General features: G+C 62.5%; 24 protein-coding genes. 16 read left to right on the forward strand and 8 right to left on the reverse strand.

Annotation, left to right across the window (positions count from 1 at the left end; all coding sequences use genetic code 11):
* The first annotated feature begins 2 nt into the window (after positions 1–2).
* The 3 genes from ACSQ2A_RS01595 (at position 3) to ACSQ2A_RS01605 (ending at position 4,402) form a co-directional block, all read left to right on the forward strand.
* Positions 3–1,703 carry an electron transfer flavoprotein-ubiquinone oxidoreductase gene (locus ACSQ2A_RS01595; protein ID WP_436070809.1) on the forward strand — a complete coding sequence of 567 codons (1,701 nt, stop codon included), beginning with the start codon at positions 3–5 and terminating at the stop codon, positions 1,701–1,703.
* Between the two features lie 95 nt (positions 1,704–1,798).
* On the forward strand, positions 1,799–3,517 hold the full coding sequence (locus ACSQ2A_RS01600) for a tetratricopeptide repeat protein (protein ID WP_436070810.1): 1,719 nt from the start codon (positions 1,799–1,801) through the stop codon (positions 3,515–3,517).
* Positions 3,518–3,526: 9 nt separating this feature from the next.
* The gene (locus ACSQ2A_RS01605; protein ID WP_295409789.1) at positions 3,527–4,402 is read left to right on the forward strand and encodes a 4-(cytidine 5'-diphospho)-2-C-methyl-D-erythritol kinase; all 876 of its coding nucleotides are present in this window, start codon (positions 3,527–3,529) and stop codon (positions 4,400–4,402) included.
* Here ACSQ2A_RS01605 and ACSQ2A_RS01610 read toward each other — a convergent pair whose 3' ends face one another.
* Positions 4,403–5,422 carry a polyprenyl synthetase family protein gene (locus ACSQ2A_RS01610; protein ID WP_295409787.1) on the reverse strand — a complete coding sequence of 340 codons (1,020 nt, stop codon included), beginning with the start codon at positions 5,420–5,422 and terminating at the stop codon, positions 4,403–4,405.
* A 149-nt stretch (positions 5,423–5,571) separates the two neighbouring features.
* Here ACSQ2A_RS01610 and ACSQ2A_RS01615 point away from each other — a divergent pair, with 149 nt between their 5' ends.
* From ACSQ2A_RS01615 to ACSQ2A_RS01640, 6 genes are all read left to right on the forward strand, one after another.
* Positions 5,572–6,297: a tRNA1(Val) (adenine(37)-N6)-methyltransferase gene (locus ACSQ2A_RS01615; RefSeq protein ID WP_436070811.1), complete on the forward strand. Its 726-nt coding sequence runs from the start codon at positions 5,572–5,574 to the stop codon at positions 6,295–6,297.
* Positions 6,298–6,342: 45 nt separating this feature from the next.
* Positions 6,343–7,185: a S49 family peptidase gene (locus ACSQ2A_RS01620; RefSeq protein WP_295409783.1), complete on the forward strand. Its 843-nt coding sequence runs from the start codon at positions 6,343–6,345 to the stop codon at positions 7,183–7,185.
* Positions 7,186–7,192: 7 nt separating this feature from the next.
* On the forward strand, positions 7,193–7,423 hold the full coding sequence (locus ACSQ2A_RS01625) for a hypothetical protein (protein WP_295409781.1): 231 nt from the start codon (positions 7,193–7,195) through the stop codon (positions 7,421–7,423).
* A gap of 63 nt (positions 7,424–7,486) precedes the next feature.
* Positions 7,487–8,458, forward strand: a complete 972-nt coding sequence (locus tag ACSQ2A_RS01630; protein ID WP_436070812.1) for a helix-turn-helix transcriptional regulator — start codon at positions 7,487–7,489, stop codon at positions 8,456–8,458.
* A 100-nt stretch (positions 8,459–8,558) separates the two neighbouring features.
* Positions 8,559–8,783, forward strand: coding sequence for a hypothetical protein (locus tag ACSQ2A_RS01635; RefSeq protein ID WP_436070813.1), 225 nt, complete (start codon positions 8,559–8,561; stop codon positions 8,781–8,783).
* Between the two features lie 72 nt (positions 8,784–8,855).
* A complete protein-coding gene (locus tag ACSQ2A_RS01640; protein WP_436070814.1) occupies positions 8,856–9,779 on the forward strand; it encodes a glycine--tRNA ligase subunit alpha in 924 nt (307 codons plus the stop codon).
* A gap of 136 nt (positions 9,780–9,915) precedes the next feature.
* Here ACSQ2A_RS01640 and rnk read toward each other — a convergent pair whose 3' ends face one another.
* Positions 9,916–10,323 carry a nucleoside diphosphate kinase regulator gene (rnk, locus tag ACSQ2A_RS01645; RefSeq protein ID WP_436070815.1) on the reverse strand — a complete coding sequence of 136 codons (408 nt, stop codon included), beginning with the start codon at positions 10,321–10,323 and terminating at the stop codon, positions 9,916–9,918.
* Between the two features lie 298 nt (positions 10,324–10,621).
* Here rnk and ACSQ2A_RS01650 point away from each other — a divergent pair, with 298 nt between their 5' ends.
* The 4 genes from ACSQ2A_RS01650 to ACSQ2A_RS01665 all read left to right on the forward strand — a co-directional run bounded on the left by ACSQ2A_RS01650 (position 10,622) and on the right by ACSQ2A_RS01665 (position 16,184).
* The gene (locus ACSQ2A_RS01650; RefSeq protein WP_295409772.1) at positions 10,622–11,176 is read left to right on the forward strand and encodes a LemA family protein; all 555 of its coding nucleotides are present in this window, start codon (positions 10,622–10,624) and stop codon (positions 11,174–11,176) included.
* A gap of 5 nt (positions 11,177–11,181) precedes the next feature.
* The gene (locus ACSQ2A_RS01655) at positions 11,182–13,074 is read left to right on the forward strand and encodes a DUF2207 domain-containing protein (protein WP_436070816.1); all 1,893 of its coding nucleotides are present in this window, start codon (positions 11,182–11,184) and stop codon (positions 13,072–13,074) included.
* A gap of 93 nt (positions 13,075–13,167) precedes the next feature.
* A complete protein-coding gene (glyS, locus tag ACSQ2A_RS01660; RefSeq protein WP_436070817.1) occupies positions 13,168–15,192 on the forward strand; it encodes a glycine--tRNA ligase subunit beta in 2,025 nt (674 codons plus the stop codon).
* Between the two features lie 11 nt (positions 15,193–15,203).
* Entirely contained in the window at positions 15,204–16,184 is a 981-nt protein-coding gene (locus tag ACSQ2A_RS01665) for a DUF808 domain-containing protein (RefSeq protein ID WP_295409766.1), read from the forward strand.
* Between the two features lie 165 nt (positions 16,185–16,349).
* Here ACSQ2A_RS01665 and rnhA read toward each other — a convergent pair whose 3' ends face one another.
* From rnhA to ispH, 3 genes are read right to left on the reverse strand one after another with little or no spacing between them, the layout of a single operon-like run.
* Positions 16,350–16,823 (reverse strand): ribonuclease HI, encoded by a 474-nt coding sequence (rnhA, locus tag ACSQ2A_RS01670; RefSeq protein ID WP_295409764.1) that lies wholly within the window; start codon positions 16,821–16,823, stop codon positions 16,350–16,352.
* Positions 16,820–17,338, reverse strand: coding sequence for a GNAT family N-acetyltransferase (locus ACSQ2A_RS01675; protein WP_436070818.1), 519 nt, complete (start codon positions 17,336–17,338; stop codon positions 16,820–16,822). The genes rnhA and ACSQ2A_RS01675 overlap by 4 nt, the downstream gene beginning before the upstream one ends.
* Positions 17,335–18,306 carry a 4-hydroxy-3-methylbut-2-enyl diphosphate reductase gene (ispH, locus tag ACSQ2A_RS01680; protein ID WP_436070819.1) on the reverse strand — a complete coding sequence of 324 codons (972 nt, stop codon included), beginning with the start codon at positions 18,304–18,306 and terminating at the stop codon, positions 17,335–17,337. Before ispH ends, ACSQ2A_RS01675 begins: the two co-directional genes overlap by 4 nt.
* Before the next feature lie 122 nt (positions 18,307–18,428).
* Here ispH and ACSQ2A_RS01685 point away from each other — a divergent pair, with 122 nt between their 5' ends.
* The 3 genes from ACSQ2A_RS01685 (at position 18,429) to ACSQ2A_RS01695 (ending at position 22,584) form a co-directional block, all read left to right on the forward strand.
* Positions 18,429–20,699 (forward strand): putative PEP-binding protein, encoded by a 2,271-nt coding sequence (locus ACSQ2A_RS01685; RefSeq protein WP_436070820.1) that lies wholly within the window; start codon positions 18,429–18,431, stop codon positions 20,697–20,699.
* Between the two features lie 93 nt (positions 20,700–20,792).
* Entirely contained in the window at positions 20,793–21,353 is a 561-nt protein-coding gene (locus ACSQ2A_RS01690) for a hypothetical protein (RefSeq protein WP_295409757.1), read from the forward strand.
* A gap of 262 nt (positions 21,354–21,615) precedes the next feature.
* Positions 21,616–22,584: a cell wall hydrolase gene (locus ACSQ2A_RS01695; RefSeq protein ID WP_295409755.1), complete on the forward strand. Its 969-nt coding sequence runs from the start codon at positions 21,616–21,618 to the stop codon at positions 22,582–22,584.
* Here ACSQ2A_RS01695 and ACSQ2A_RS01700 read toward each other — a convergent pair.
* From ACSQ2A_RS01700 to ygfZ, 3 genes are all read right to left on the reverse strand, one after another.
* Positions 22,581–23,042: a hypothetical protein gene (locus tag ACSQ2A_RS01700; RefSeq protein ID WP_436070821.1), complete on the reverse strand. Its 462-nt coding sequence runs from the start codon at positions 23,040–23,042 to the stop codon at positions 22,581–22,583. The two genes, ACSQ2A_RS01695 and ACSQ2A_RS01700, sit on opposite strands and share 4 nt — an antisense overlap.
* A 112-nt stretch (positions 23,043–23,154) precedes the next feature.
* The gene (locus ACSQ2A_RS01705; protein WP_295409750.1) at positions 23,155–23,772 is read right to left on the reverse strand and encodes an HD family hydrolase; all 618 of its coding nucleotides are present in this window, start codon (positions 23,770–23,772) and stop codon (positions 23,155–23,157) included.
* Between the two features lie 202 nt (positions 23,773–23,974).
* Positions 23,975–24,805 (reverse strand): CAF17-like 4Fe-4S cluster assembly/insertion protein YgfZ, encoded by an 831-nt coding sequence (ygfZ, locus tag ACSQ2A_RS01710; protein WP_436070822.1) that lies wholly within the window; start codon positions 24,803–24,805, stop codon positions 23,975–23,977.
* Positions 24,806–24,814 lie beyond the last annotated feature (9 nt).

Genomic DNA, 24,814 nt, shown 5'->3' on the forward strand with positions numbered 1-24,814 from the left:
TTATGTCACACCGCATTCGAGGCGACCAGTCGCCTGCCGACGTTGAGGGTTGGACTATGGCCGAAGCTGGCAATCGAGAGACAATTTCAACCGACATTCTGATCGTCGGTGCCGGTCCTTCGGGCCTTGCGGCGGCCATTCGGCTGAAACAGCGACATCCCGAACTGAGCGTGACAGTGGTGGAAAAGTCGGCAGAGATCGGCGGACACATTCTTTCGGGCGCGGTGATGGACCCGATCGGGCTCGATGCCCTGTTGCCGGACTGGCGCCTCAAGGGCGCGCCGGTCGGGCCCGATGTCACCCATGACACATTTCACTATCTGACGGCCAAGGGCGACTTCGCTTTGCCCGATATTCTAGTGCCGCCGCAGCTCAAGACGCCAGGCGCGGTGATCGTCAGCCTCGGACGACTGGTGCAGTGGCTGGGCGAGCAGGCTGCTGAACTGGGCGTCGATATTTTCCCGATGACGGCGGCGGTGGATGTGCTGCGCTCGGGTGATGGGCCGGTACGCGGGGTCATCACGGGTGATCTCGGCCGCGATGCCGAGGGCAATCCGAAATCGGGCTTTGCCGAGGGCATTGCACTCGAAGCGAAATATACGCTGATCGCTGAAGGCGCGCGCGGGTCGCTGGCCAAGCAGATCATCGGCGACTTCGACCTCGGTCGCGAGCCGCAGAAATATGGGCTTGGGATCAAGGAAGTCTGGGAGATTCCGGCCGAAAAGCATCATGCAGGGCGGGTGGATCACTATCTCGGTTTTCCGCTCGACAATTCGACGGCGGGCGGTGGCTTTGTCTATCACGCCGAGGACAGGAAGCTTTACGTCGGGCTTGTCACCTATCTCGACTATGCCGATCCGACGCTGTCGCCCTTTGACGAATTCCAGCGCTTCAAGTCGCATCCCTCAGTGGCCAAAATACTCGAAGGCGGTACGCGCGTGAGCTATGGCGCGCGCGCGGTGACGGCGGGGGGCTGGCAGTCGGTGCCTAGCCTCACGTTCCCCGGTGGGGGGCTGATCGGCTGTTCGGCGGGCTTCATGAATGCGCCGCGGCTGAAAGCTATCCACAATGCCATTCTCTCCGGCATTGGCGCGGCCGATGCGGTGGGAGCGGCGGTTGTCGCCGGGCGGCAGCATGACCTCGTGGAAGACTTTGCCCAGAGCGTGCTGCGCACGGGCATCGAGAAGGAATTGAAGGGTGTCGCCAATGCCAAGCCGCTGTGGTCGCGGCTTGGTACGATTGTCGGCTCGCTGGCCATTGGTGCCGATCTCTGGTTTTCGGCCATTTTCGGACGGTCGCTGCTCAATCTGCGTTCACATGGGGCGCCGGATTTCGCAAAGTTGAAGAAGCGGGCCGCGGTCCAGGGGCGCAACTATGCGCGCCCGGATGGCAAGCTGACCTTTGATCGCGCTTCCTCGGTTTTCCTCGCCAATCTGGCGCATGATGAGGACCAGCCGGTTCATCTCAGGCTGAAAGATCCGACCATCCCGGTGCGCGAAAACCTGCCGCTTTATGGCGAGCCGGCGCCGCTTTACTGCCCCGCCGGTGTCTATGAAATGGCCAGCGAGAACGGCGAGCCGGTGTTCCGCATCCACGCGGCCAACTGCGTCCATTGCAAGACCTGCGATATCAAGGACCCGGCCCAGAACATCACCTGGGTGCCGCCAGAGGGCGGTAGCGGGCCCAACTACAGCGGAATGTGACCGCGCATAAGCCGCGCGGCCTTGCGGCGCAGTCGCAAAACGGACAATCTTTACGGCCAAAGCGTGCCCTTGGCGGCATATGGAGAATTCTGCACGTGACCTTGCTTTCGAACCGACTGGCCCGGCCCATTCTGGCGACGATCCTCGCGCTGGCGCTGGTGCCTGCGGCCTCGGCCCAGAGCAGTTCTTCGAACCTGCTCGACATGCTGCAGCTGTTCCGCCCCAGCGCCACCGGCTCTTATCTTGCCGGCCGCCAGGCGCTCGAAGAATTGCGCACCAGTGAAGCCGCTCGCTATTTCAACGAAGCAGCGCAGAGCGACTGGGACAATCCGGTGCTGGTCGAGCGCTCTTTCATCGCCTTTGCCGCCAATGGACAGATCGGGCAATCGGCCCAGGTCGCCAAGCGCCTGAAGGAACTCGTCGGCCAGAACGAGCTTGCCGAACTGGTTATCGCCACCGAGGCGTTGAAGGAGCGCCGCTATGGCGCGGCCGGCAATGCGCTGGAGACAATTTCGCAGGACACTTTTACCGGGATCACGGCGGGGATTTTGCGTGCCTGGGCCCTGGTTGGCGAAAAGCGCTATGACGAGGCCGACGCGATCCTCGCCAAGCTTGGCGATACCGGGCTGGAAGATTTTCTGGTTTTCCACCGCGCCCTGATGGCGGAAGTTGCCGGCGAGAAGGCCAAGGCGCTGGAGCTTGCGGCTCAGGCGTTCGAGAACGAGCCCTATGTCGCGCGCATGGTGGAGGTCTATTCGCGTATGCTCGCCAATGAAGGTCGCTTCGATGAGGCGGCCGAGGTGATCGCGACCTTTGAGGACCAGGGGCTGACCCATCCTCTGGTGACCGTGGTCAAGGAAGCGGTGGACGCCAAGCGGCGGCCTGGCGTTTTTGCCACCAATGTGCAACTCGGCGCCGCCGAAATGTTCCATGGCATTGGCGTTGCGCTGTCGCGCGATGGCAGCAAGGACCTGGCGCTGGTCTTCCTGCGCCTCGGCCACTATCTCGATCCCAATGCTGACGTGATCGGCCTTGCCGCCGGCCTGTTGCTCGACTCCGAAGGCCAGCACGACGCGGCCAATGAGATTTATGACGCGGTGGGCTCGTCTTCGCCGATGAAGCCGACGGCTGTTGTGCGCATCGCACAAAACCTCGATGCCATGGGCGATCGCGCCGAAGCGCTGCGGCGTCTGCGCAATATCGTTGCGACCCGCCCCGGCGATCTCGATGCGGTTTCCGTGCTCGGCGATCTCCTGCGCTATGACGAGCAATATGAGGACGCGGCGGAGGCCTATACCAGGGCCCTGGAAATCACCGGGGGCGAAGCGCCGGCTGATTGGCGCTTCTACTATGTGCGCGGCATTGCCAACGAACGCGCCAAGCACTGGCCGCAGGCGGAAGCCGATTTCCTCAAGGCGCTGGAGCTCAATCCCGATCAGCCATCGGTGCTCAACTATCTCGGCTATTCCTGGATCGACATGGACATGAACCTCGATGAGGCTCTGGGCATGATCGAGAAGGCCGTCGAGGCGCAGCCCCAGGATGGCTATGTCGTTGATTCGCTCGGCTGGGCTTTTTACAAGCTTGGTCGTATCGATGAGGCCGTCGAGACGCTGGAACGCGCCGTGATGCTGCGGCCCAATGATGCTGAGATCAACGACCATCTGGGCGATGCCTATTGGAAAGCCGGGCGGCGTCTTGAAGCCCAGTTCCAGTGGAAGGTCGCCAAGTCGGTGGACGAGGTCGGCAATGTTGCCGAGCGCGTCGGGCCGAAGCTTGAGGATGGCCTGACCCCGGCGACCGCGACGGAATAGTCCGCCAGCATGACGGAAACCTTTGTTGAAGCAGCGCCGGCCAAGATCAATCTGGCGCTGCATGTCACGCGTCGGCGCGAGGACGGCTATCACGACCTCGAAAGCCTGATCGTCTTTGCTGATGTAGCGGACGAGCTGGAGGCGGTTGAGGCGGCGGCGGATAGCCTAGCAATCTCGGGGCCGTTTGCGGCGGCGCTCGGTACGGGCGGCACCAATCTTGTCATGCGGGCGCTTGGCGCCTTTCGGCAGCGCTGGCCGGGGATCGTACCCGACGGCCTTGCTATGCACCTCGTAAAGCACCTCCCGGTTGCGGCGGGCATTGGCGGCGGTTCGGCTGACGCCGCGGCGGCGCTGCGTATTCTGGTGCGCATGGCGCGCGAACCGGTGCCGCTTGCCGATCTGGCGGATCTTGCCGCGACACTCGGCGCCGATGTCCCGGCGTGCCTGCTGAGCCGGCCGCTGGTAGCGCGGGGCGTTGGTGAGATCCTTTCGCCCCTGTCCGCCTTTCCCACCACGCATATCGTGCTGGTCAATCCGCTGGTGCCGGTGGCGACGGCGGATGTGTTCAGGCGCCTGCGCGCCCACGACAATTATCCGCTGCCCGCCTTGCCCGAGCCGCTGACGCGGCCGGCCCAGCTCGGCCTGTGGCTCGCGGAAACGCGAAACGACTTGCAGCCGCCGGCGGTAAAGCTGGTGCCGGAGATCGGTTTTATCGTCGATGATCTGGCGCAGACGCAGGGCTGCATCCTGTCGCGCATGTCGGGGTCGGGCGCGACGGTCTTTGGGCTTTTTGGGTCCGAAGGGCAGGCGCATCAGGCCGCACAGGTGATGCGCGAGCGCAATCCCGATCACTGGGTCGCCGCAGCGCCGCTGATCGTTCCGTGATCAGGACGCGCGGCTGACGCTGTGCAGGACGACTTCGCCGAGGAGCGTCTTCATCTCGCTTTCGGGCAGGTCGGCGAGTGCTTCCACCGCGGCCGCAGCATGGGCGCGGGCCTTTTCGAGCGTGCGGGCCAGTGTGTTGTGGCGATTGAAGATCGCGACGACCTGGCTGACTTCGAGTTCCGAAGCATCGGCCTTGCCGAGGGCGCCGGCGATGATGGCGCGTTCGGCTTCGCTGCCTTCGGCGAGCGCCAGGATGACCGGCAGGGTCATCTTACCCTCGCGAAGGTCGTCGCCGACATTCTTGCCCAAGGCGCCGGACTGCCCACCATAATCGAGCGCATCGTCGACGAGCTGGAAGGCATTGCCCAATTCCAGGCCATATTGCGCGAGAGCCGCGCGGCCGGCTTCATCGGCGCCGCCCGAAATCGCGCCGACTTCGCAGGCGGCCTTGAAAAGCACGGCGGTCTTGGCGCGGATCACTTCGGCATAGTCGGCTTCAGTCGTCGTCAGATCGCCGGTCTTGGCGAGCTGGAACACTTCGCCTTCGGCCATCACGGCAGAGGCGGCCGAAAGGACGCCGAGCGAACCGATATCGCCGGTTTCGACCATCATCATAAAAGCCTGGCCGAGGAGGAAATCGCCGACGAGGATGGATGCCTTGTTGCCCCAGACCATGCGGGCGGCCGGCTTGCCGCGGCGCATGTCGCTCTCGTCGACGACATCGTCGTGGAGCAGGGTGGCGTTGTGCATGAATTCGACGGCGGCGGCGAAATTGACTTCGTTGCCTTTGCCCTTGCCGAACAGCAGGGCGGCGGCGACGGTCAGCATCGGACGCAGGCGTTTGCCGCCGCTCTCGATGAGATAGCGGGCAAGTTCGGGGACCATGTCGACATGCGATTCCGCACGGCTCAGGATCAATGTATTGACCTTGGCCATCTCATCGGCGGTCGCCACAAGCAGTTTGTCGACCGGATTGCCTGTCGGCACGTTTTTCTTCTGGGTCAGAACTGAGACCGCCATTACCGTCCTCGTTTGCCGCCGGCGGCAAATCGGTTGAGCCCGCCATATCAGCGCATGTAAACTCGCGCAGAACCAGCTTTCAGGGTGCGATGTCCCTAGACCAGCCGACTGACTTTGTAAAACACCAAACCACAACGCGCGATGCCTTTTTGGCAGGCCGGATCACTCTGTCGCAACCCAGCAACGGGTTTCGTGCCGGGTTCGACAGCGTGCTCCTGGGGGCTGCCGTGCGGGCGGGTACGGCAGACCTGCTCGACCTTGGCGCGGGCGTGGGCACGGCGGGGCTGGTGGCGCTGGCGCTGGAGCGCGCGCAGCATGCCGTTTTGGTGGAGCGGCACGCTGAGACCCTGGCCCTGGCGCGCGAAAATGTCGTGGCCAATGGCTTTGCCGAACGCGCCGAAGTGCTGGCGCTCGACATCCTGGCGCCGGGCTCGGTGCGAAATGCTACCGGGCTCAAGGCCAATCATTTCGAGACTGTGATCGCCAACCCGCCTTTTTTCGAGGCTGGGCAGGGGACGCTGGCGCCGGAGGCAAGCCGGGCCGATGCGCGTCATATGGCGCAGGGCGGGCTTGAGGCCTGGGTCCGGTGTGCTGCCGGCTGCGCTGCCGGGGGCGGCGAAGTGATCATCGTCTATCCTGCGCAGGGACTGACTTCGCTGCTGGCGGCACTGACTCCGCGATTCGGCGCCATTGCGCTATTGCCGATCTCGCCGCGGGCAGGGCAGCCGGCAACGCGCATTCTGGTGCGCGGCACCAAGGGCTCGCGCGCGCCGCTAACCCTGCTTGCCGGCAGGGCGCTGCATGGTGAAAGCGGGCGCGGTTTTGCGCCGGAATTCGACGCCATTTTTCGCGGGGAAGCGGCGCTCGACTGGTAATCCGGAGCGGCCATGCCTAAATCACTGAAAAATCATGGAGGGGACATGGCTGGAACACCTGCCCGCAAGCCGAACTGGTTCGTCCGTCTCATTCGCCGTCCTACCATCATTCCGGTCGTACGCCTCCACGGCGTGATCGCCGCCGAGCTGCGTCCGGGCCGGCTCAACATCGAATCCGTCGAGCCGCTGCTCAAACGTGCCTTTGACATGCGCTCGGCTCCGGTTGTGGCCATCGTCGTCAATTCGCCCGGCGGCTCGCCGGTGCAGAGCCGGCTGATTTCCAACCGCATAAGGCAACTGGCCGACGAAACGGGCAAGCCCGTGCTGGTCTTCGTGGAAGATGCGGCGGCTTCGGGCGGCTATTTCATTGCCGTGGCCGGCGACGAAATCATCGTCGATCCCTCGTCCATTGTCGGCTCCATCGGCGTGATCATGGCGACGTTCGGCTTTGTCGGTGCACTCGAAAAGCTCGGCGTCGAGCGGCGCGTGCACACGGCCGGCCGGAACAAGTCGACGCTCGATCCTTTCCTGCCGGAAAAGGCCGAGGACGTGGAGCGCATCAAGCGTTTTGAGCTCGATATCCATCAGGTGTTTATCGACCACGTGAAGCGCCATCGTACCGGCAGGCTCAAGGCTGAGGACGACGTGCTCTTTACCGGCGAATGGTGGCCGGGCATGCGCGGCGTCGAACTGGGGCTGGTGGACAGCATTGGCGAACTGCATTCGACCCTGCGCGAACGCTATGGGCGCGACATCGTGCTCAAACCCATTGCACCCAAGCGCCCCTTCTTTGCGCTGCCGCGTCTCGGCTTTTCAGCGGCGGGCGTGGTAGATGATGTGACGACCACTATTGATGATCGCGCGCTCTGGGCGCGCCTGGGCCTCTGAGACCGCCATGCTTTTGCGTATCCTGATATTCACCGTCTTGGCCCTGATGGTCTATTTCGGCATCCGCCGCATTTGGAAGGATTGGTCGCAAAAATTCGACAATGACGCCAAAGAGGAAAAACGCCTCCGCCACGAGCGCGACCTGGCAGAGCGCAAGCGACCCGATGTGATCGATCTCAAGCGCGGTGACGACGGCACTTTTCGGCCAAACGACAGGGATAACGGCCGCAGCAATTGAGATTGCGTGGGCTACGGCTGCGCTCTATCCTTCTTAAGACGGCGGTCTTGGGAGGGTCTCGCTGTGAGCGAGGAGGACGACCGTGCCGAGATATTGGCGCTGATCCACGCCAATCGCATCGGCATCTGGACCAAGAATTACGACCTCTGGTCATCCTGTTTCGTTCATGCCCCCTATATCACGCGCTGGGGCTACAACGTTCAGGGCGGACCATTTGTGCGCCGCTCCTGGGAGGAGTTGGCGCGTCGCGCCGTGTCGGTATTCTCCGGCGACGAGATGCCCTATGACGCAGACTTTGCCCACAAGACCACGGTCGAGAACCTGACCCTGCGCATCTATGGCGATATGGCCTGGGCGGCGTTCGACCAGCAATATCCACCGAGCGGCCATCCGGGCTTCAGGGGCTCAGGCTTGACCCATGAACTCCGCGTCTTCGAGCGCCACGAGGGGCGGTGGAAGATCGCTGTCCTCGGGCATATGGGCAATGACGGCTTCCACGATGGCGCGGCCATCCTTGAATTGAATGCCGAAGGCACGGTCCATTGGGCCAGCGCAGAGGCTGTGCGACGGCTCGAGGAGGACGACGATCTGGTCATCCGCAATGGCCGGCTCCGGGTGCGGGACACGGCCTGTCAGCGCCGCCTGACGGCGGCGCTTTCCTGGGCCAGCAATGTCGATAGCGGCTACAATTCTGGCCGGGGCAGCTTGCCGATCGTGCATGAGACCGGCGAGGGCCTGCCGACCCGGGTCTGGTGGGTGCAGGTCCAGGGTGGCACCATCTATTTCCTGATGGAAGGCCAGGGACTCACCGAAACCCGTCTTGATCTGGCAGCTGCCATCTATGGGCTGTCTGCGGGCCAGCGGCGTCTGGCTGGACTCATTGCCGATGGTCAGACGTTGCCCGACGCCGCCCGGGAGATGGATATTTCCGCCAACACGGCAAAAACGCACCTGCAGCGCATCTACGACAAGACGGGCGTGCACACCCAGCCCGCGCTGATGCGGGTTCTGCTGTCCGTCGGCATTCCCGGCTAGTCACCCGATCGGGCGACAGCGCCGTGTCGCACGATCCGGGCACAGCCTTTTTCCGGCCATGGACATAGCATCCCGGCGTTCGATTTGTCGGGAGGCTATCATGGCCGTTGAAACGCTCTTCGTATCCATCCCCACTCACCATCCCAGTGTTCGCCCACGCTGGCAAAAGCGCCTCATCGCGCACTATCGCCTCTGGCGAATGGGCGTCAGGCGTGAATGGCAGCTAAGCGGTCTCGATGCTCGGCAGCGGACCGATATCGGCCGGCCAGAGGGCAAAAACTATCGCTGGCTGGACGAGTTGATGCGCGGCTACCGTATGCGCTGAGTGCCAAGCGCCATTGACCGTGCAGAGAGGTCAAACTAGAGGTTTGTCCCGCAGATTTGCAGGACCGCTGACATGACCTCTCGCCCCGCTCACATGGACCCGAAGAATTCCTTCCAGGGTCTGATCCTGACGCTCCAGAATTTCTGGGCCGAGCAGGGTTGTGTCATTCTCCAGCCCTATGACATGCAGATGGGAGCCGGTACCTTCCATACCGCGACGACTTTGCGCGCGCTTGGGCCAAAACCCTGGAAGGCCGCCTATGTGCAGCCTTCGCGCCGCCCCAAGGATGGGCGCTATGGCGAGAACCCCAACCGCCTGCAGCACTATTATCAGTTCCAGGTCATCCTGAAGCCCTCGCCGGACAATATCCAGCAGCTCTATTTGGACTCGCTGGCCGCGATCGGGCTCGATGCCTCGCTGCACGACATTCGCTTCGTCGAAGACGATTGGGAGAGCCCGACGCTGGGCGCCTGGGGTCTGGGCTGGGAATGCTGGTGCGACGGCATGGAAGTTTCCCAGTTCACCTATTTCCAGCAGGTGGCCGGCTTTGAATGCTCGCCGGTGCCGGGCGAAATCACCTATGGGCTCGAACGCCTCGCCATGTATGTGCAGGGCGTCGAGAACGTCTACGACCTCAATTTCAACGGCCGTGACGGCGACGAGAAGGTCACCTATGGCGATGTGTTCCTGCAGAACGAGCAGGAGCAGTCGAAGTACAATTTCGAGGCTTCGGACACCGAGATCCTGTTCCGGCACTTCGAGGACGCGGAAAAGGAATGCCGCGCGATCCTCGCCAAGGGTGCAGAAGGCAATCGCCAGACCATGGCCATTCCGGCCTATGAGCAGGTCGTCAAGGCCTCGCACAATTTCAACATGCTCGATGCGCGCGGTGTGATCTCGGTCACCGAGCGCCAGAGCTATATCCTGCGCATTCGCGAGCTGGCCAAGGCCTGCGGCGAAGCCTGGCTTCAGACCGCAGGCGGCGGCGCGGAATAGGTCAGTTCGGACTTCCAGGTCGCTTCAAAACACACGATGCCATTCCCGCGAAAGTGGGAATCTCCGTTTCTGCGCAAGGAGATTCCCGCTTTCGCGGGAATGACGCGGTGGGAATATAGGGATGGCGTGCCCTGGCCTATGCCGGCTGCGGCGCCAGCACGGAAATCACCGTCAGCTTGTGACGCTTGTCGGCGCGGTCGCGCCAGGTGATGGACTGGCCGGCCTTGAGGCCGATCAATGCGGTGCCAATCGGCGTCATCACCGAAATGCGGCCGGCTTCGATGTCGGCGTCGGCTGGGTAAACCAGTGTGACCGTCTGTTCCTTGTCGGCATTGGTGACATAGGTGATCGACGAGCCCATGCGGACGACGCCTTCGGGCAGTTTTTCGTCGGCAATTACCTTGGCGCGTTCAAGCTCTTCGAGCAGGCGGTCGGCAAGATCGGGCATGCGCTCGAGGCCGGCCATGGCAAGCGCGTTGAGTTTGGCATGATCGGCCTGGCCAAGGGTAATGGCGGGCGCAAGATCTCTGCGAATATCGTTCATAGTAAGTGTCCTGATGGGCTCCGGCCGGCGTGAAGACGCGGCAGCCGAAGCGCTGTTCAATGTGGAGAAGAGGGAGCCGGGTGGCGAAAGTGCCTGAACCCTAAGCAGGCTCCGGCGCGCGCATGCCTAGGGTGTCTATTCTGCGAGAAGGATAGTGCAGCTATGGATGTGGCGCGATTTACTCATAACACAAAGCTAGGGATTGCGCCGGGGAAGTCAAGCCCGGCTTGTCCGCGCCCATTGCAAGGCTTTGAGCAAACTGCCAGTGTCCGGCCGGAACGCTTTGAGGGACGCGCCTATGGAATGGGTCATTCTTGCGCTGGTGGTTGGTGCCGCCGGCTATGCCATCGCTATCTATAACGGGCTGGTGAAGAACCGGCAGATGGTGGAAGAGGGTTGGTCGGGCATCGACGTGCAATTGAAGCGCCGCACCGACCTTATCCCCAATATGCTCGAGACCGTTAAGGGCTATATGACCCACGAGCGCGAGACGCTCGAGGCCGTCACCAACGCCCGCGCTGCGGCGACCGCCGCTGCCAATGGTACGCCAGAGCAGCGCGCCGCGGCCGAGGGCCAGCTGTCGTCCGCACTCGGTCGCCTGATCGCGACGGCCGAGGCCTATCCCGACCTCAAGGCGAACACGACGTTTCTTGAGTTTCAGGAAGCGCTGCAGACGGTGGAAGACGAAATCCAGATGTCGCGCCGCTACTACAATGGCGCGGTGCGGAACCTCAATATCCAGGTCGAATCCTTCCCCTCGAACTTCATCGCCAATGCCTTCAAGTTCATCAAGGCGCAGTACTTCGAGCTTGAGAACGAGGCCGACCGGCAGGTTCCGAACGTAAAGTTCTAAAAGCCATGAAGGCTCTCGGCAGACTGCTTCTCGCCCTTGCCTGCGTGCTCGCCCTGGCCTTGCCAGCGCTGGCGCGTGAGGAAATTCGTGCCTTTGCTTCGGACGTGACGCTGCGCACGGACGGCTCGGTGCGGGTGATCGAAACCGTGGATATTCGTGCCGAGGGCAACCAGATCCGGCGCGGGATTTACCGCGACATTCCCATCGTCATGCTGGGGCCTTCGGGCAACAAGATCAGGGTGGGGCTCGAGGTCGAGTCGGTGACGCGGCAGGGGGCGGCCGAGGATTTTCGCGTCGAGCGCATGGGCAATTTCCAGCGCATCTGGATCGGCAATTCCGAGCGGCTCATTGCCGTGGGCGAGCATCGCTATGTGATCACCTATGTGATGGAACGCATGGCGCGCAGCTTTGCCGATCATGACGAGCTCTATTGGAATGCCACCGGCAATTATTGGGACTTTCCGATCCTGAAATCGGTGGCGCGGGTGACCTTGCCCGACGGCGCGGTGATCTCTGATCTTTCCGCCTATACCGGTGTCGCCGGTTCCACCGAACAGGCGGTGACCATCACGCGCAATTCCGACACCGAAGCGACCTTCAGGACGCAGCGCGCGCTGGGGGCCGGGGAGGGCATGACCTTTGCGGTCTCGTTCCAGAAGGGCCTCATCGCCTATCCCGCCGGGTTTGATGCGCTGATGCAGTCGGCGTCGGACCTGCGCGAGGTCTGGCTGCCGGTTCTCTCGGTGCTGCTGCTGCTTGCCTACAATCTCTCGGCCTGGTGGCGTGTGGGGCGCGACCCGCCCAAGGGTACGATCATTCCGCTCTTCCACCCGCCCAAGGATTTTTCGCCGGGTCTGACGCACTATGTGCAGAACTGGGGTTTTTCCCAATCCGGCTGGCAGGCCTTTACCGCCGCGATCTTCAATCTGGGGGTGCGTGGCCTCGTCAAGATCAGCAATATTGCCGATACGCTGGCTGTGAGCGTGACGGGCAAGCCGGTCGAGGAAAAGCTGCCGGTCGGCGAGGAAGTGCTTTATCGTTATTTCGCAGAGAAGGGCAGGGTAACGGTCAACAAGTCGACCGGGCCGACGCTGGCGACCAAGCGTGGCGAATTCACCTCGGCTATCGAGCGGGAGAACCGAAAGGTCTGGTTCAACCACAATGCGGGCTATGTGATCCTGAGCTTTTTCCTGGCCTTTGCCATGATGGGCGCCATGGTGTTTTTCGACGTGCTCGAGCCGGTCTGGCTTTTTGGCGCCTTCATTGGGGGCATCGTCGTCGGCATCATCGGTTCGGTGGTCTTCAGCTTCCTGAACCAGGGCGGCATGCGGCTTTTCCTGGTGATATTGTGGGGCGGCATCATCGCCTTCAACATGGGCGGCGGGCTGATCGAGAGCTTTTCCTCGATCACCATCAACTCCGCCGCCGTCGCAGCGGGTTCGCTGATCCTGATCAGCCTGATCTTTGCCGCGCTGATGCGGGCGCCGACCATTCAGGGCCGGAAGGTCATGGACGAGATCGAAGGGTTCAAGCTCTATCTCGAAACGGCGGAGAAGAACCGGCTCAACATGTCGGGCGAACCGCCGATGACGGTGGAGCGCTTTGAGCGCATTCTGCCCTATGCCATTGCCATGGGCGTGGAAAAGCCCTGGACCGAGCACTTTGAGGGTGAGCTGGCGCGCAATGCCGTCAGCGATGTCGGCAGTGACTATCGTCCCAACTGGTATTCGGGCCGCAGTTTTTCGTCTGGTTCGCTGACTTCGGCCGTGGCCGCCGCCAGTTCCGGCATGGCCGCGGCCATGGTGGCAGCCCAGCCAGTGCAGGCCAGTTCCTCGGGCTCGTCGGGCGGCGGCTCATCGGGCGGTGGCGGCGGCGGGGGCGGTGGCGGCGGCTGGTAGTGCCGAAACTTCCGCTCCTCCGCCTCGTCCATGTGGACAGGCCCGCCGCGCCACGCTAATCACCCCTACGCCTTCGAAATCCGGTTGCCCCTCATGCCCGAACTCCTGCTCGAACTCTTCTCCGAGGAAATTCCCGCCCGCTTCCAGCGGCGCGCTGCCGAAGACCTCAAGAAAGCCGTGACCAATGCGCTGGTCGATGCGGGTCTCGTCTATGAGGGTGCGCGCGCCTTTGCGACGCCGCGCCGCCTGGCGCTGACCGTATCGGGCCTGCCGGTGCGCTCGCCCGATACGCGCGAGGAAAAGAAGGGCCCCAAGGTTGGTGCACCGCAACCGGCCATCGATGGCTTCCTGCGTTCGGCGGGGCTTTCTTCGCTCGAAGAGGCCAAGGTCGAGAGCGATGCCAAGAAGGGCGATTTCTACGTCGCCGTGATCAACAAGCCGGGTGCCGATGCGGTGGAACTGCTTTCGGCCATCCTGCCGAAAATTCTGACGGATTTCCCCTGGGCCAAGTCGATGCGCTGGGGTTCGGGCAATTTCAACTGGGTGCGCCCGCTGCGCGCCATCACCGCGACCTTTGGCACCGAAAATGACGAGCCGGTCGTCATCCCCTTCGCGTCCAACCAGATCGAAGCGGGCCAGACGACGTTCGGCCATCGCTTCCTGGCGCCCGCTGCCATCCGCGTAAAGCGCTTCGACGACTATGTGACTGCGCTTGAGCGAGCCAAGGTCGTGCTCGATATCGATCGCCGCAAGGACATCATCCGCGGCGATGCCGATCAGCTGGCTTTTGCGCAGGGGCTCACCGTCATTCATGACGAGGGTCTGCTGGAAGAGGTGGCTGGTCTTGTCGAGTGGCCCAATGTGATGATGGGGTCGTTCGATCCTGAATTCCTGAAGCTTCCGGAAGAAGTCATCATTGCCACCATTCGCGCCAACCAGAAGTGTTTCTGTCTGCGCGATGCCTCGGGGAAACTGGCGCCCAATTTCATCATCACGGCCAACACCATTCCGTCTGATGGCGGCGCGGTGGTTGTGGCCGGCAATGAGCGTGTCATTCGTGCGCGCCTGTCGGACGCCGCCTTCTTCTATCAGGGCGACCTCGCCATTCCGCTTGAGCATGGCCTGCCCAAGCTGGAAGACATGGTGTTCCACGCCAAGCTCGGCACGCAGTTCGCCATGGTCGAACGGCTGGTCAAGCTTGCAGCCGAAATCGCGCCGCTCGTGGGCGCCGATGTCGAAAAGACCAAGCGCGCCGCCATGCTCGCCAAGGCCGATCTCGTCACCGGCATGGTCGGCGAATTCCCGGAATTGCAGGGCCTGATGGGGCGCTACTATGCGACCGCGCAGGGCGAGCCGGCTGAAATCGCCAATGCGCTCGAAATGCACTACAAGCCCGTTGGTCCCTCGGACCGCGTGCCGACCGAGCCCGTTTCCATCGCCGTGGCGCTGGCCGACAAGCTCAACGTGCTGTCGAGTTTCTGGTCGATCGACGAAAAGCCGACCGGCTCGCGTGACCCGTTCGCGCTGCGTCGCGCGGCTTTGGGTGTCATCCGTATCGTCACCGAGAACGGGCTGAAATTCCCGCTCAAGGTCGATGCTGATCTCCTGGCTTTCTTCCATGATCGCCTGAAGGTGTCGCTGCGCGATGCTGGTGCGCGGCATGATCTGGTCGATGCGGTTATCTCCGCTGACAGCAATGACATCCTGCAGATCACCCAGCGCGCTGAGGCGCTTTCGAGCCTGCTCTCCAGCGACGATGGCAAGAACCTTCTCGCCGGCTATCGCCGTGCTGCCAATATTCTGGCGGCCGAAGAGAAGAAGGACGGAAAGTCCTATGCCGGTGCGGTCGATCAGGCGGCGCTGAAACTGCCGGAAGAAGAGGCTTTGGCCTTTGCCGTTGATGCTGTCCACGCGGCTGTCGCGAGCCATGTTGGCAGGGATGACTACAAGGGAGCCATGGCGGAACTCGCAACGCTGCGCGCGCCTGTGGACGCCTTCTTCACCGCCGTGCTCGTCAACGATGCCGATCCGGCCGTGCGCACCAATCGCCTGAACCTGCTCGCGCGGCTGCGCGACACCATGCATCTCGTAGCCGATTTCGGCAAAGTCGCGGGCTAAGGAAGTAGAAAATGAGTGTCGGCCTTCTTGCTCTGCTTGATGATGTGGCCGGCCTCGTGAAGGTCGCGGCCGCGTCGCTGGATGACGTGGCCGGACAGGCCGCCAAAGCCGGCGTCAAGGCGGCGGGTGCGGTCATCGACGATGCGGCGGTAACCCCGAACTATGTGCAGGGTTTTACCGCCGACCGCGAATTGCCCATCGTGGGCAAGATTGCCTGGGGCTCGGTCAAGAACAAGCTGCTGTTCCTGCTGCCGGCGGCGCTGCTGCTGAGCTTTTTTGCGCCCTGGCTGATCACGCCGCTCTTGATGATTGGCGGTGCCTATCTCTGCTACGAGGGCGCGGAAAAGATCTTCCACATGCTCGCTCCGCACGAGGCCGAGCATCATGAAGCCTCATTGGAGCCGGCTGCGCTCAACCCGCAGAGCCTTGAGGACAAGAAGGTCGCCGGCGCGATCCAGACCGATTTTATTCTCTCGGCCGAGATCATGACTATCATTCTCGCAGCCATTGAAGTGCCCGATTTCTGGACCCGCGCCGCTATTTTGGCGGTGGCCGGTGTCGGTATCACGGTCATCGTCTATGGGGCCGTGGCGTTGATCGTCAAAGGCGACGATTTTGGGGTGTTCATGGCCCGCAATGGCCGGACGCCGGTTGGTCGTGGCTTTGGCCGCGGACTTGTAGTCGGCATGCCCTATTTCATGCAGGTCTTGAGCATTGTCGGCACCGCGGCGATGACCTGGGTTGGTGGCTCCATCGTGGCGCATGGGCTTTATGAGTTCGGCTTTACCGGACCGGAAATCGTCATCGAAACTGCCGCCCATTGGGCTGAGCACACTTTCCCGGCCATTGCCGGGTTTGCCGGCTGGTTCGCCACGGCATTCGTCGATTTCTTTATTGGCCTGATCCTCGGCGCGCTGCTGATCCCAGTGGCGGGCTATGTCATTGCGCCGAGTTTGAAGGCGATCAAGGGTTTGCTGCCGAAGCGGGCTTAAGGCTTGGCCCTTTCTTCACCTCTCCCTTTGGGGGAGAGGTCGGCTTGCGTAGCAAGCCGGGTGAGGGGGCCTTTGTGAGGGTACATGTTTGCCGGAAGGCCCCCTCACCCGCCGCTTCGCGTCGACCTCTCCCCCAGAGGGAGAGGTGAAGAGGGTGCCCAAAACTTAGAACGGCGGCGCAAAGCTCTCGGGGGCCTTCTTCTGCTTGAAAGGCGCCATGCCTTCCCTGGCCAGTTCGTCGGCGCGCTCGTTGAGTTCGTCGCCAGCGTGGCCCTTGACCCAGTGCCAGGAAATCTGGTGGCGTTTGGTGGCTTCGTCGAGGGCCTGCCAGAGTTCGACGTTTTTCACCGGCTTCTTGTCGGCGGTCTTCCAGCCGTTCTTTTTCCAGCCGTGAATCCAGCTCTGGACGCCGTTCTTCACATATTGGCTGTCGGTGTGAAGTTCGACCGCGCAGGGGCGGGAGAGGGCGTTGAGCGCCTCAATGGCGGCGGTCAGCTCCATCTTGTTATTGGTGGTCAGCGCTTCGCCGCCCTTGAGCTCCTTGCGGTGCTGGCCGAACTGCAGGATGGCGCCCCAGCCGCCGGGGCCGGGATTGCCCGAACAGGCGCCGTCGGTGTGGATGATGACGGAAGTGCTCATGCGCTTGGCCCCCGGCGCAGGATGTAGAACTGATGCGGCATGTCGGCCACGTTTCCCTGATGTGTCTCGATCATGCCGATCTTTTCAAGCACGCGCCGTGAGGCAGCGTTCTGCATATGGGCAAAACCGATGAAATGGTTTTCGGGGCGGTTGGCGAAGAACCAGTTGCGGAGGCCCAGCGCGATCTCGCTGGCATAGCCCTGGTTCCAGTGCTCTGGGGCCAACGAATAGCCGATTTCCGGCTCGCCCTCGAAGGGAGAAAAACCGGCACGGCCGATAAAGGCGCCGTCGCTTTTGCGCTCGATGGCAAACTTGCCGATGCCGTGATCGGCATATTCGAGGCGCCAGCCGGCGATCCGCTCGATGGCCTTGGCTCGGTCGTAGACGCGGCCCTGCGCATCGAGATAGCGCGCGACCTCCGGATTGGCGTGCATGGCCCAGAGCGGATCGACAAGGTCGTCGCGCCAGGGCACGAGCCGCAGCCGGTCAGTCTCCAGCGCGTGGAGTGGGATCATCGCCCCGAGGCCACTTCGAGATTGCGCAGCACTTTGGGGATGTTGAAGGCGATGTTTTCTTCGGCCGTGGTCTTGGTCTCGACCGCAACCTCATAGCGCGCGGCAAAGGCGTCGATCACTTCTTCGACGAGGCTCTCCGGCGCCGAGGCACCGGCGCTGACGCCGAGCGACTTGATGTCGCCATAGAGCGACCAGTCGATTTCGCTGGCGCGATCAACCAGGGTCGCGATCTTGCAGCCGCTGCGGAGGGCCACTTCGACAAGGCGCTGCGAGTTGGACGAATGCGGCGAACCGACCACGATCATGGCATCAACCAGCGGCGCCACGGCCTTGATGGATTCCTGGCGATTGGTGGTCGCGTAGCAGATGTCTTCCTTGTGCGGTCCGTTGATGGACGGGAAGCGCGCACGCAGCGCCGCGACGATTTCGCGCGTGTCGTCGACACTGAGCGTTGTCTGCGTCACGAAGGCCAGGGTGTCCGGATTCTTCGGGGTGAAGACATTGGCGTCGGCCACGGTCTCGATGAGGGTGACCGCGCCTTCGGGCAATTGGCCCATCGTGCCGATCACTTCGGGGTGACCGGCATGACCAATAAGAACGATTTCGTGGCCTTCCTCGAAGTGGCGCGAGGCTTCCACATGCACCTTGCTCACGAGCGGGCAGGTGGCATCGAGGAAGAACATATTTCGCGATTTGGCATCGGCCGGCACGCTTTTGGGCACGCCATGGGCCGAAAACACCACCGGGGCTTCGGTCTCGGGGATCTCGTCGAGCTCTTCGACAAAGACCGCGCCCTTGGCCTTAAGCCCTTCCACCACATATTTATTATGCACGATGGCATGACGCACATAGACGGGAGCGCCGTATTTCTGCAGTGCCAGCTCCACGATCTGGATGGCGCGATCGACGCCTGCGCAGAATCCGCGCGGCGCGCATAACAGAATGTCGAGGTGTGGCCGTTTTTCCATGAGAGATCAGATGCTTTCCGCTTCGGGCCAAGTCAAGTGCTGTTGCAGCCGCACCGGAGCCTGAGGCAGTATGAGGTCACAATGATGTCAGGGACGGTTTTACGGTGAGTCTTGCGCAGGAAATGTTTGCGATTGCCCCTGCCGAGGGGAAGGCAAACCTCACCGCCGCCCAATTGAAGCTGCTGGCCGGCAAGGCCCGCTGGATTTTCCGCGTCGGCGAGGCCGGTTTTCCAACGGTTCCGACCATTGCGATCACGCGTGCCGCCTGGGAGGCCCTGCAGGCCGAACGGACCCGGCTCGATACGCGACTGCGCACCCATTGGATCGCTTGCCTCTTCAAGCTCGTGGCCAAGGATGGCAAGGCGCCCATGCTCGTCGTGCGCACCTCGGCCGCCAGCCACAATAGCGGGTTGCAGCCGGCGCGCACCGGCATAGCCGCGCCGACGGCGCCCGAGGATTCCGTCGACCCGACAAGGCCGCTGGCCAAGGCCATCAAGCAGGCCTTTGAAAGTTATGGGTTTTCGCAGGGTGGCTGGGCCAATTTCCGCGGCGAAGATGATCGCGCCCGGCAGATCGTGCTGATTCAGGCGACGGCCGAGGGCGAGCTTGAACAGTTTCTCACCCGCAATGCGGCGACGGGCGCGCTGGGGCCGGCGCCGCTCAACGGTGCTGCTTTGCCGCGCCTGCCCGAATCCATCGGCTCGCTGATTTCGCTGCTCGATGCCAAGGCTGGGCGGCACATGGCCTGCCTCGTCGCCATCCATCGCGGCAAGGTGCAGTTCCTTTCGGCCCGGCCGGTGCAGGCTTCGGCTGCGGCGGAGCTCGAGGCGGCTGTCGATCGCGTGCAGAACAAGATCTGGTCGCCGCACCACGCGGTCAGTCGCGTCGATCCCAATCGCCTGCCGCAATTGCTGCATCCGCGCATCAAGTCGACCGAGGATGTCACCCCGATCGCTACGGGTCTTGGGGTTTCGCCCGGCGCGGCGAGCGGCATTATTACCTTCTCTGCCGAGGATGCGGCGCGCCTGCGCGCTCGCGGCAAGCACTGCATTCTGGTGGTCAACGAGACCGGGCCGGCCGACATCGAGGGCATGAAGGCGGCGACGGGCATTCTTACCGCCCGCGGCGGCATGACCAGCCATGCCGGTGTGATTGCGCGTATCACGGGAAAACCCTGTGTGGCCGGGGTGCGCACGCTGTCGGTTGATACTGTGGAGATGGTTTGCCGCATCGGTTCGCGCGAATTGCGGCCGGGTGATCGGCTCACCATCGATGGCAGCGATGGCTCGGTCTATCTTGGCACGCTGCCATTGGCCCAGCCCCATATCGGCGGCAATATCGGCACGCTGCTCGGCTGGTCCGATGCCAGCCGGTCCATTGCCGTGCGCACCAATGTGGAAACGGTTGAGTCGGCTGCGACGGCGCTGAGCTTTGGTGCGGAGGGCATTGGCCTCGCGCGATCCGAGCACATGTTCTTCTCGCCCGAGCGCCTCGTGGCGCTGCGGCGCATGATCCTGTCCGAGGACGAAGAGGCGCGCAGCCTTGCTGTAAACGGTCTCGTCGATTTCCAGACGGGCGACTATTCGGCGCTGTTCTCGGTGATGGGCGGGTTGCCGGTGACGGTGCGGCTCTTTGATCCGCCGCTGCATGAATTTTTGCCGCGTAACGATGAAGAGATCGAGGAAACGGCGGCGTCGCTTGGCGTGGCGGTGCGGGCGCTGCGCCTGCGGCTTGAGCGCATTGCCGAGGTGAACCCGATGCTTGGGCATCGCGGGGTTCGCTTGGCCATCACCTATCCCGAAATTCTGCAGATGCAGATGCAGGCTGTCATCGCCGGGGCGCGGGAGGCCAGTGAGCGGCTGAATAAGCCGATCCCGGTGGAAGTGATGGTTCCCTTCGTCTCGACCGCCAGCGAGGTCGCCTGGGTGCGCGAACGCACCATGGCCATCGTCGCCAATTCGGGCCTGCTGAAATCGGAAAAGGTGAAATTCTCGTTCGGGACGATGATCGAACTGCCGCGTGCCTGTCTCAGGGCAGGCGATATTGCCGGCATGGTCGATTTCATTTCTTTCGGGACGAACGATCTGACGCAGACGACCTTTGGGATTTCGCGCGACGATGCGCCGACCTTCCTCACGGTCTATCAGCGCAAGGGCATTTATGAGCGCGACCCTTTCGTCACCATTGACGAGAAGGGCGTGGGCGAGATGATTTCCATTGCCATCCAGCGGGGCAGGGCGGCCAATCCGCGGCTCAAGATCGGCATTTGCGGGGAGCATGCAGGCGATCCGGTGTCGCTGAAATTCTTCTCGGGGCTTGGGGTCGACTATGTCAGCTGTGCGCCCTACCGCGTGCCGGTGGCGCGGCTGACGCTGGCGCAAGCGGCAACCTGACGCGCCACACTTTTCCATGAAGCCATTTTAATCGCGGGCATTGGTCACGATATAAGAACGTGACAAAAGACTAGCGAGACTAATGGGGGGATAATGCTGGTGATTGGGATCAGGGGTTTCGCGACGCTGACTATGCTTGGCGCCATGTTTGCGGCCCCGGCCTTTGCTCAGTCCGGGGCGCAATGCGCTGCCATCGGCGGCGATAGCGAGCGTCTTGCCTGCTATGACGCGATCTTTCGCGATGGCGCCGGGGCGACCGAGGCGCTGAGCGTGAGCTTTGAATCCGAACAGCTTATCCCGGCCCGGCCGAGCGGGCGGCAACCTGCGACGATGACCATTGCCTGCGAGGCGGGGAACCTCAGCGTGGCCTTTGCCTATGCGGGAAACACCATGTCTGCGCTGGGGCGAGATGCGGGGATTACCCTGCAGGTCGATCTGCAATCGCCGCGCAGCCGCACCCTGCTGGTCAATGCCAGCAATACGGCGCTCGTGATTGACAAGACCGCCGATACACTGGCCTTTCTCGATATGCTGGCAGGGGCGCAGAACCTGACGACGCGGGTGACACCAGTCAATTCCCGGTCCTTGTCCGTGCGCTTCAGTCTTGCCGGTGTGCTTGAACAGGTGGAGCCAGTGCGGGCCGCCTGTACATAGGTACTGCGACAAATCCGCCAATCACATTTCTGCCCTCTGATGGCCGCGCTTTGACCCTTTGCGCGCCCGTTTACCTATTTACTCGGCGCTAACCTTAATCAGAGATCATCACGATCGTCGGCATTTTAGCGTCACTTTTGCCGGTCTTGTTCGTGTTGCGTAGCGTTGAGTAGAGTTTATGGCCCATCCACACCGGCCGGTCGTGCGTCAGCACGCGGCTAGAGCGGTTCGCCGGGGATTGCCCGTCGCCAGGACGATGGCGTTGGGCGTTGTTGCGTCCCTTGCTTACGCAGGCCTTGCCGGCGGCGCCTTTGGCCCGTCCGCTGATCTGCCCCAGACACAAACTGCAAAGCCCAACCTTGCCCTTGCGAGCCTGAGCTATTCCGGCGCCGATCCGGTCATCACCGGTTCTGTCGACCATCTGTTTGATTCAATTAGCTTTACCGGCCCCAATCGGTCCGAAAAGACCGATCGCTACAAGCCGGTCGTCGATGTCGTTGCCTTCTCGAAGAATTTTGAGGAAGCCCGCGTCCGCATTGCTTCGTTGCGCGATCCGGCGGGCGATCCGAATGTGCTCGGCCAGTCGCGCATTGCAGAGCTTGAAGACGCGCCCGAAGAAGTGGGCCCGCGCATGTCGGTGGCGTCAATCGACCCGGCGACTGCCGCGGCGCTCGACGCCATTGCCGGTATCGCGCCGCAGACCGCCTCGCTGACGCCGACCGATCCGATCCCCGCCATGGCCTCGGAACAGCTGGCCTATGCCCGCGCCAATGCGCCGGTAACCGGGGCCTATTCGACGACGGCACCGGTTGAGGTTTCGGACCGCGAAAAATGGTGCCTGGCGACCGCTATCTATTTTGAGGCCCGTGGCGAGGCCTATCGCGGCCAGGTTGCCGTGGCGCAAGTGGTGATGAACCGGGTGAAGGATCATCGCTATCCCGATACCATTTGCGGCGTGGTGTTCCAGAACCAGAACAAGCGCAACGCTTGCCAGTTCTCCTTCGCTTGCGACGGTATTCCGGAAGTGATCAGCGAGCGTGAGCCCTGGGTCCAGGCCGAGGACATTGCCGACCGCTATCTCAATGGCGAACTCTATCTGACCGAAGTGGGCACTGCCACGCACTACCACGCGACCTATGTGCGCCCCACCTGGGCCCCGCGCATGGAAAAGGTGACCCAGATCGGGCTGCACGTCTTCTACAAGTTCAAGCGCGGTTGGCTATTTGGTTAGCAATACCAATAGCTTGCGGTCGAGATGCAGGTGCAAGTCCGCGTCTCGCCGCGATGCGTCTTGTAGCTGGAAATCGAGACGTAGGAATTGCCGCTAGAGGTCTTGAGGCGGGTCCACTGGCCGTTGTTCCAGCTTGAAAAGCTGAAATTATTCCGTGGGTTATCGGGTTCGATGACGCCGGGATACTGCACATGGGCCGAGTCGATCCCGTCACTCGAATAGGTGCCGGTGGACGTGCGCTTGATGGTGACATAGCTCACCCGCCCGGCCTCGATCTTCTTGATCATCTGCGTGTCGAGCGGGTCGGTGGACACCCAATCCTCGTAACGAACGCCATTCTCCTCGTCGAGGATGAGCAGCTTGCTCGGATCGAAGCCATCGGCGCTGGCCGGGGCGAGGGACAGCACGAGTGCGGCTGTGATCAGGCTCAAAAGCGAGGGCAGGGTCGGCAGGTTCATGGCAGGCGTCCCATTCTGATCCAGTGCGAGCGCACACTATTAACGGATCAGTAACCATGAACGCGCGACGAAGCGACCCTTTCCTTAAGCCTTGGTTAATTCTGACACGGGTTCAGGGGGCGGGGATAAGTTCTGCGATGGCCTCGAAAGTGGCGATGAAACGGTCATGCGCTTCACGCGTCGGCCAGGGCTGGATCAGGCGGTCGAACTGCTCGATTTCGAAGGCTGCAACCCCCGGTTCGCCAAAGAATTTTATGGCTTCCGCGGGTTCGAAGCCGGCAAGGCTGGTGGCCTCGAAATAGGCCGCTTCCTGGTCGGCTTTTTTCATCTGTTTTTTCAGGGGGACAGATTGGGTCGCGGGCAGCGAGAAGCGCAGGTAGATCGCTGAAAGCAGGCGGTTCTCGACGTCCTTGTAGTTCCCGCCCATGGCCGTTTTGAAGGGGGAAATGATGTCGCCCATGACATATTCGGGCGCGTCGTGGAGGAGCGTCTGGAGGAGGTGCGCGGGCGCGGCCTCGGGGTTCGAGGCGCGGAAGAGTTCGAGCACGAGGACGGAGTGCTGCGCGACGGAAAAGGGATAATCGCCAATGGTTTGGCCATTCCAGCGCGCAACGCGGGCGAGGCCGTGGGCGATGTCGGACAGCTCCACATCGACGGGCGAGGGGTCAAGAATATCGAGGCGGCGACCCGACAGCATGCGCTGCCAGGCACGTGAGCTTGTGCGGGCCATAGGGGTCGAGTTCGTTAGCAGACTGTTGGCGGTGACACTAACAGATGCGTCCGATTCGAGAAGGAATGGTGAAAGGCGAGTGGGGTGATTGCCGATACCCCCACCCTTGATCCCTCCCCACAAGGGGGAGGGAGACGAAGGAACCGAGACGGCTGAGCCCAGCGCCTCCCTCCCCCTTGTGGGGAGGGAATGAGGGCGGGGGTTATTCCGCGTCTTCGGTGACGGCTTCGCCGAACTGGTAGGTGGCCCAGGCGGGGAGGGCGAGGGTGACGGGGTTGCCATCGACGGTGGCGGCAGTGACGTCCGTGATGCGGTCGAGGCGGAGGATGGCGACGGCTTTGCCGTCGACGACCTGGCCGATCGTGCCGGCTTCGCGGCCGCCGGCGATGACGGGGGTGCCGGCGGGCGCGTCGATGCCGGAGACGATGACGGGGCGGCGGCGGGCGGTGCCGCGGTGTTTCATCCGGCTGACGACTTCCTGGCCGACATAGCAGCCTTTGACGAAGTCGATGCCATCGAGGATGTCCATGCCGATGTCATGGGCAAAGGTGTCGTTGGCGGGGAAGTCATTGCCCTGATGCAGGATGCCATTGGCAATGCGGGCAGTGTGATAGGCGGTGTCGTCGCTGGACCAGTCGGTCGTGGCTTCGACGGGCGCAATAATGCGAAAACCGAGGGCGAGGGGGCCGCGGCGGTCCTTGTGGGAGAGGTCGGAGGCTTCGGTCGCAAAACCCATGCGGTGGGTTTTTCTGAGATCGTCGATCTCGACCTTGGCGCGGAGGCGATACATGCGCATGCGCTTGAAGAAATCGTCGGCGACCGAGGTGTGGACGTCGAGCCAGAGCGCGTCTTCGGCCCAGCCGGCGAGGCCTTCGGCGAGAATCTTGCCCTGTGGGGAGAGGAGAGCCCAAAGGCTGGCCGGTTCTTCGGGGGAAGTGGGCATGACGCCGGTCACGACATCATTGATGAGGCGATGCGCTTCGGGACCGGAGAAGCGAAAAACAACGCGGTCGTTGCGCAGATGAATGGTCATGATGCCTTG

The organism is Devosia sp. LjRoot3 (assembly GCF_964252865.1).
In the GTDB taxonomy this organism is placed as follows: domain Bacteria; phylum Pseudomonadota; class Alphaproteobacteria; order Rhizobiales; family Devosiaceae; genus Devosia.

Excerpts from the sequence above, each read along its gene's own strand:
- ACSQ2A_RS01650 (WP_295409772.1), top strand. The coding sequence starts at position 10,622 with ATGGAATGGGTCATTCTTGCGCTGGTGGTTGGTGCCGCCGGCTATGCC.
- rnk (WP_436070815.1), bottom strand. The coding sequence starts at position 10,323 with ATGAACGATATTCGCAGAGATCTTGCGCCCGCCATTACCCTTGGCCAG.
- glyS (WP_436070817.1), top strand. The coding sequence starts at position 13,168 with ATGCCCGAACTCCTGCTCGAACTCTTCTCCGAGGAAATTCCCGCCCGC.
- ACSQ2A_RS01620 (WP_295409783.1), top strand. The coding sequence starts at position 6,343 with ATGGCTGGAACACCTGCCCGCAAGCCGAACTGGTTCGTCCGTCTCATT.
- ACSQ2A_RS01675 (WP_436070818.1), bottom strand. The coding sequence starts at position 17,338 with ATGATCCCACTCCACGCGCTGGAGACTGACCGGCTGCGGCTCGTGCCC.
- ACSQ2A_RS01610 (WP_295409787.1), bottom strand. The coding sequence starts at position 5,422 with ATGGCGGTCTCAGTTCTGACCCAGAAGAAAAACGTGCCGACAGGCAAT.
- rnhA (WP_295409764.1), bottom strand. The coding sequence starts at position 16,823 with ATGAGCACTTCCGTCATCATCCACACCGACGGCGCCTGTTCGGGCAAT.
- ACSQ2A_RS01605 (WP_295409789.1), top strand. The coding sequence starts at position 3,527 with ATGACGGAAACCTTTGTTGAAGCAGCGCCGGCCAAGATCAATCTGGCG.
- ACSQ2A_RS01700 (WP_436070821.1), bottom strand. The coding sequence starts at position 23,042 with ATGAACCTGCCGACCCTGCCCTCGCTTTTGAGCCTGATCACAGCCGCA.
- ACSQ2A_RS01685 (WP_436070820.1), top strand. The coding sequence starts at position 18,429 with ATGTTTGCGATTGCCCCTGCCGAGGGGAAGGCAAACCTCACCGCCGCC.
- ACSQ2A_RS01595 (WP_436070809.1), top strand. The coding sequence starts at position 3 with ATGTCACACCGCATTCGAGGCGACCAGTCGCCTGCCGACGTTGAGGGT.
- ACSQ2A_RS01625 (WP_295409781.1), top strand. The coding sequence starts at position 7,193 with ATGCTTTTGCGTATCCTGATATTCACCGTCTTGGCCCTGATGGTCTAT.
- ispH (WP_436070819.1), bottom strand. The coding sequence starts at position 18,306 with ATGGAAAAACGGCCACACCTCGACATTCTGTTATGCGCGCCGCGCGGA.
- ACSQ2A_RS01635 (WP_436070813.1), top strand. The coding sequence starts at position 8,559 with ATGGCCGTTGAAACGCTCTTCGTATCCATCCCCACTCACCATCCCAGT.
- ygfZ (WP_436070822.1), bottom strand. The coding sequence starts at position 24,805 with ATGACCATTCATCTGCGCAACGACCGCGTTGTTTTTCGCTTCTCCGGT.
- ACSQ2A_RS01665 (WP_295409766.1), top strand. The coding sequence starts at position 15,204 with ATGAGTGTCGGCCTTCTTGCTCTGCTTGATGATGTGGCCGGCCTCGTG.
- ACSQ2A_RS01690 (WP_295409757.1), top strand. The coding sequence starts at position 20,793 with ATGCTGGTGATTGGGATCAGGGGTTTCGCGACGCTGACTATGCTTGGC.
- ACSQ2A_RS01655 (WP_436070816.1), top strand. The coding sequence starts at position 11,182 with ATGAAGGCTCTCGGCAGACTGCTTCTCGCCCTTGCCTGCGTGCTCGCC.
- ACSQ2A_RS01705 (WP_295409750.1), bottom strand. The coding sequence starts at position 23,772 with ATGGCCCGCACAAGCTCACGTGCCTGGCAGCGCATGCTGTCGGGTCGC.
- ACSQ2A_RS01640 (WP_436070814.1), top strand. The coding sequence starts at position 8,856 with ATGACCTCTCGCCCCGCTCACATGGACCCGAAGAATTCCTTCCAGGGT.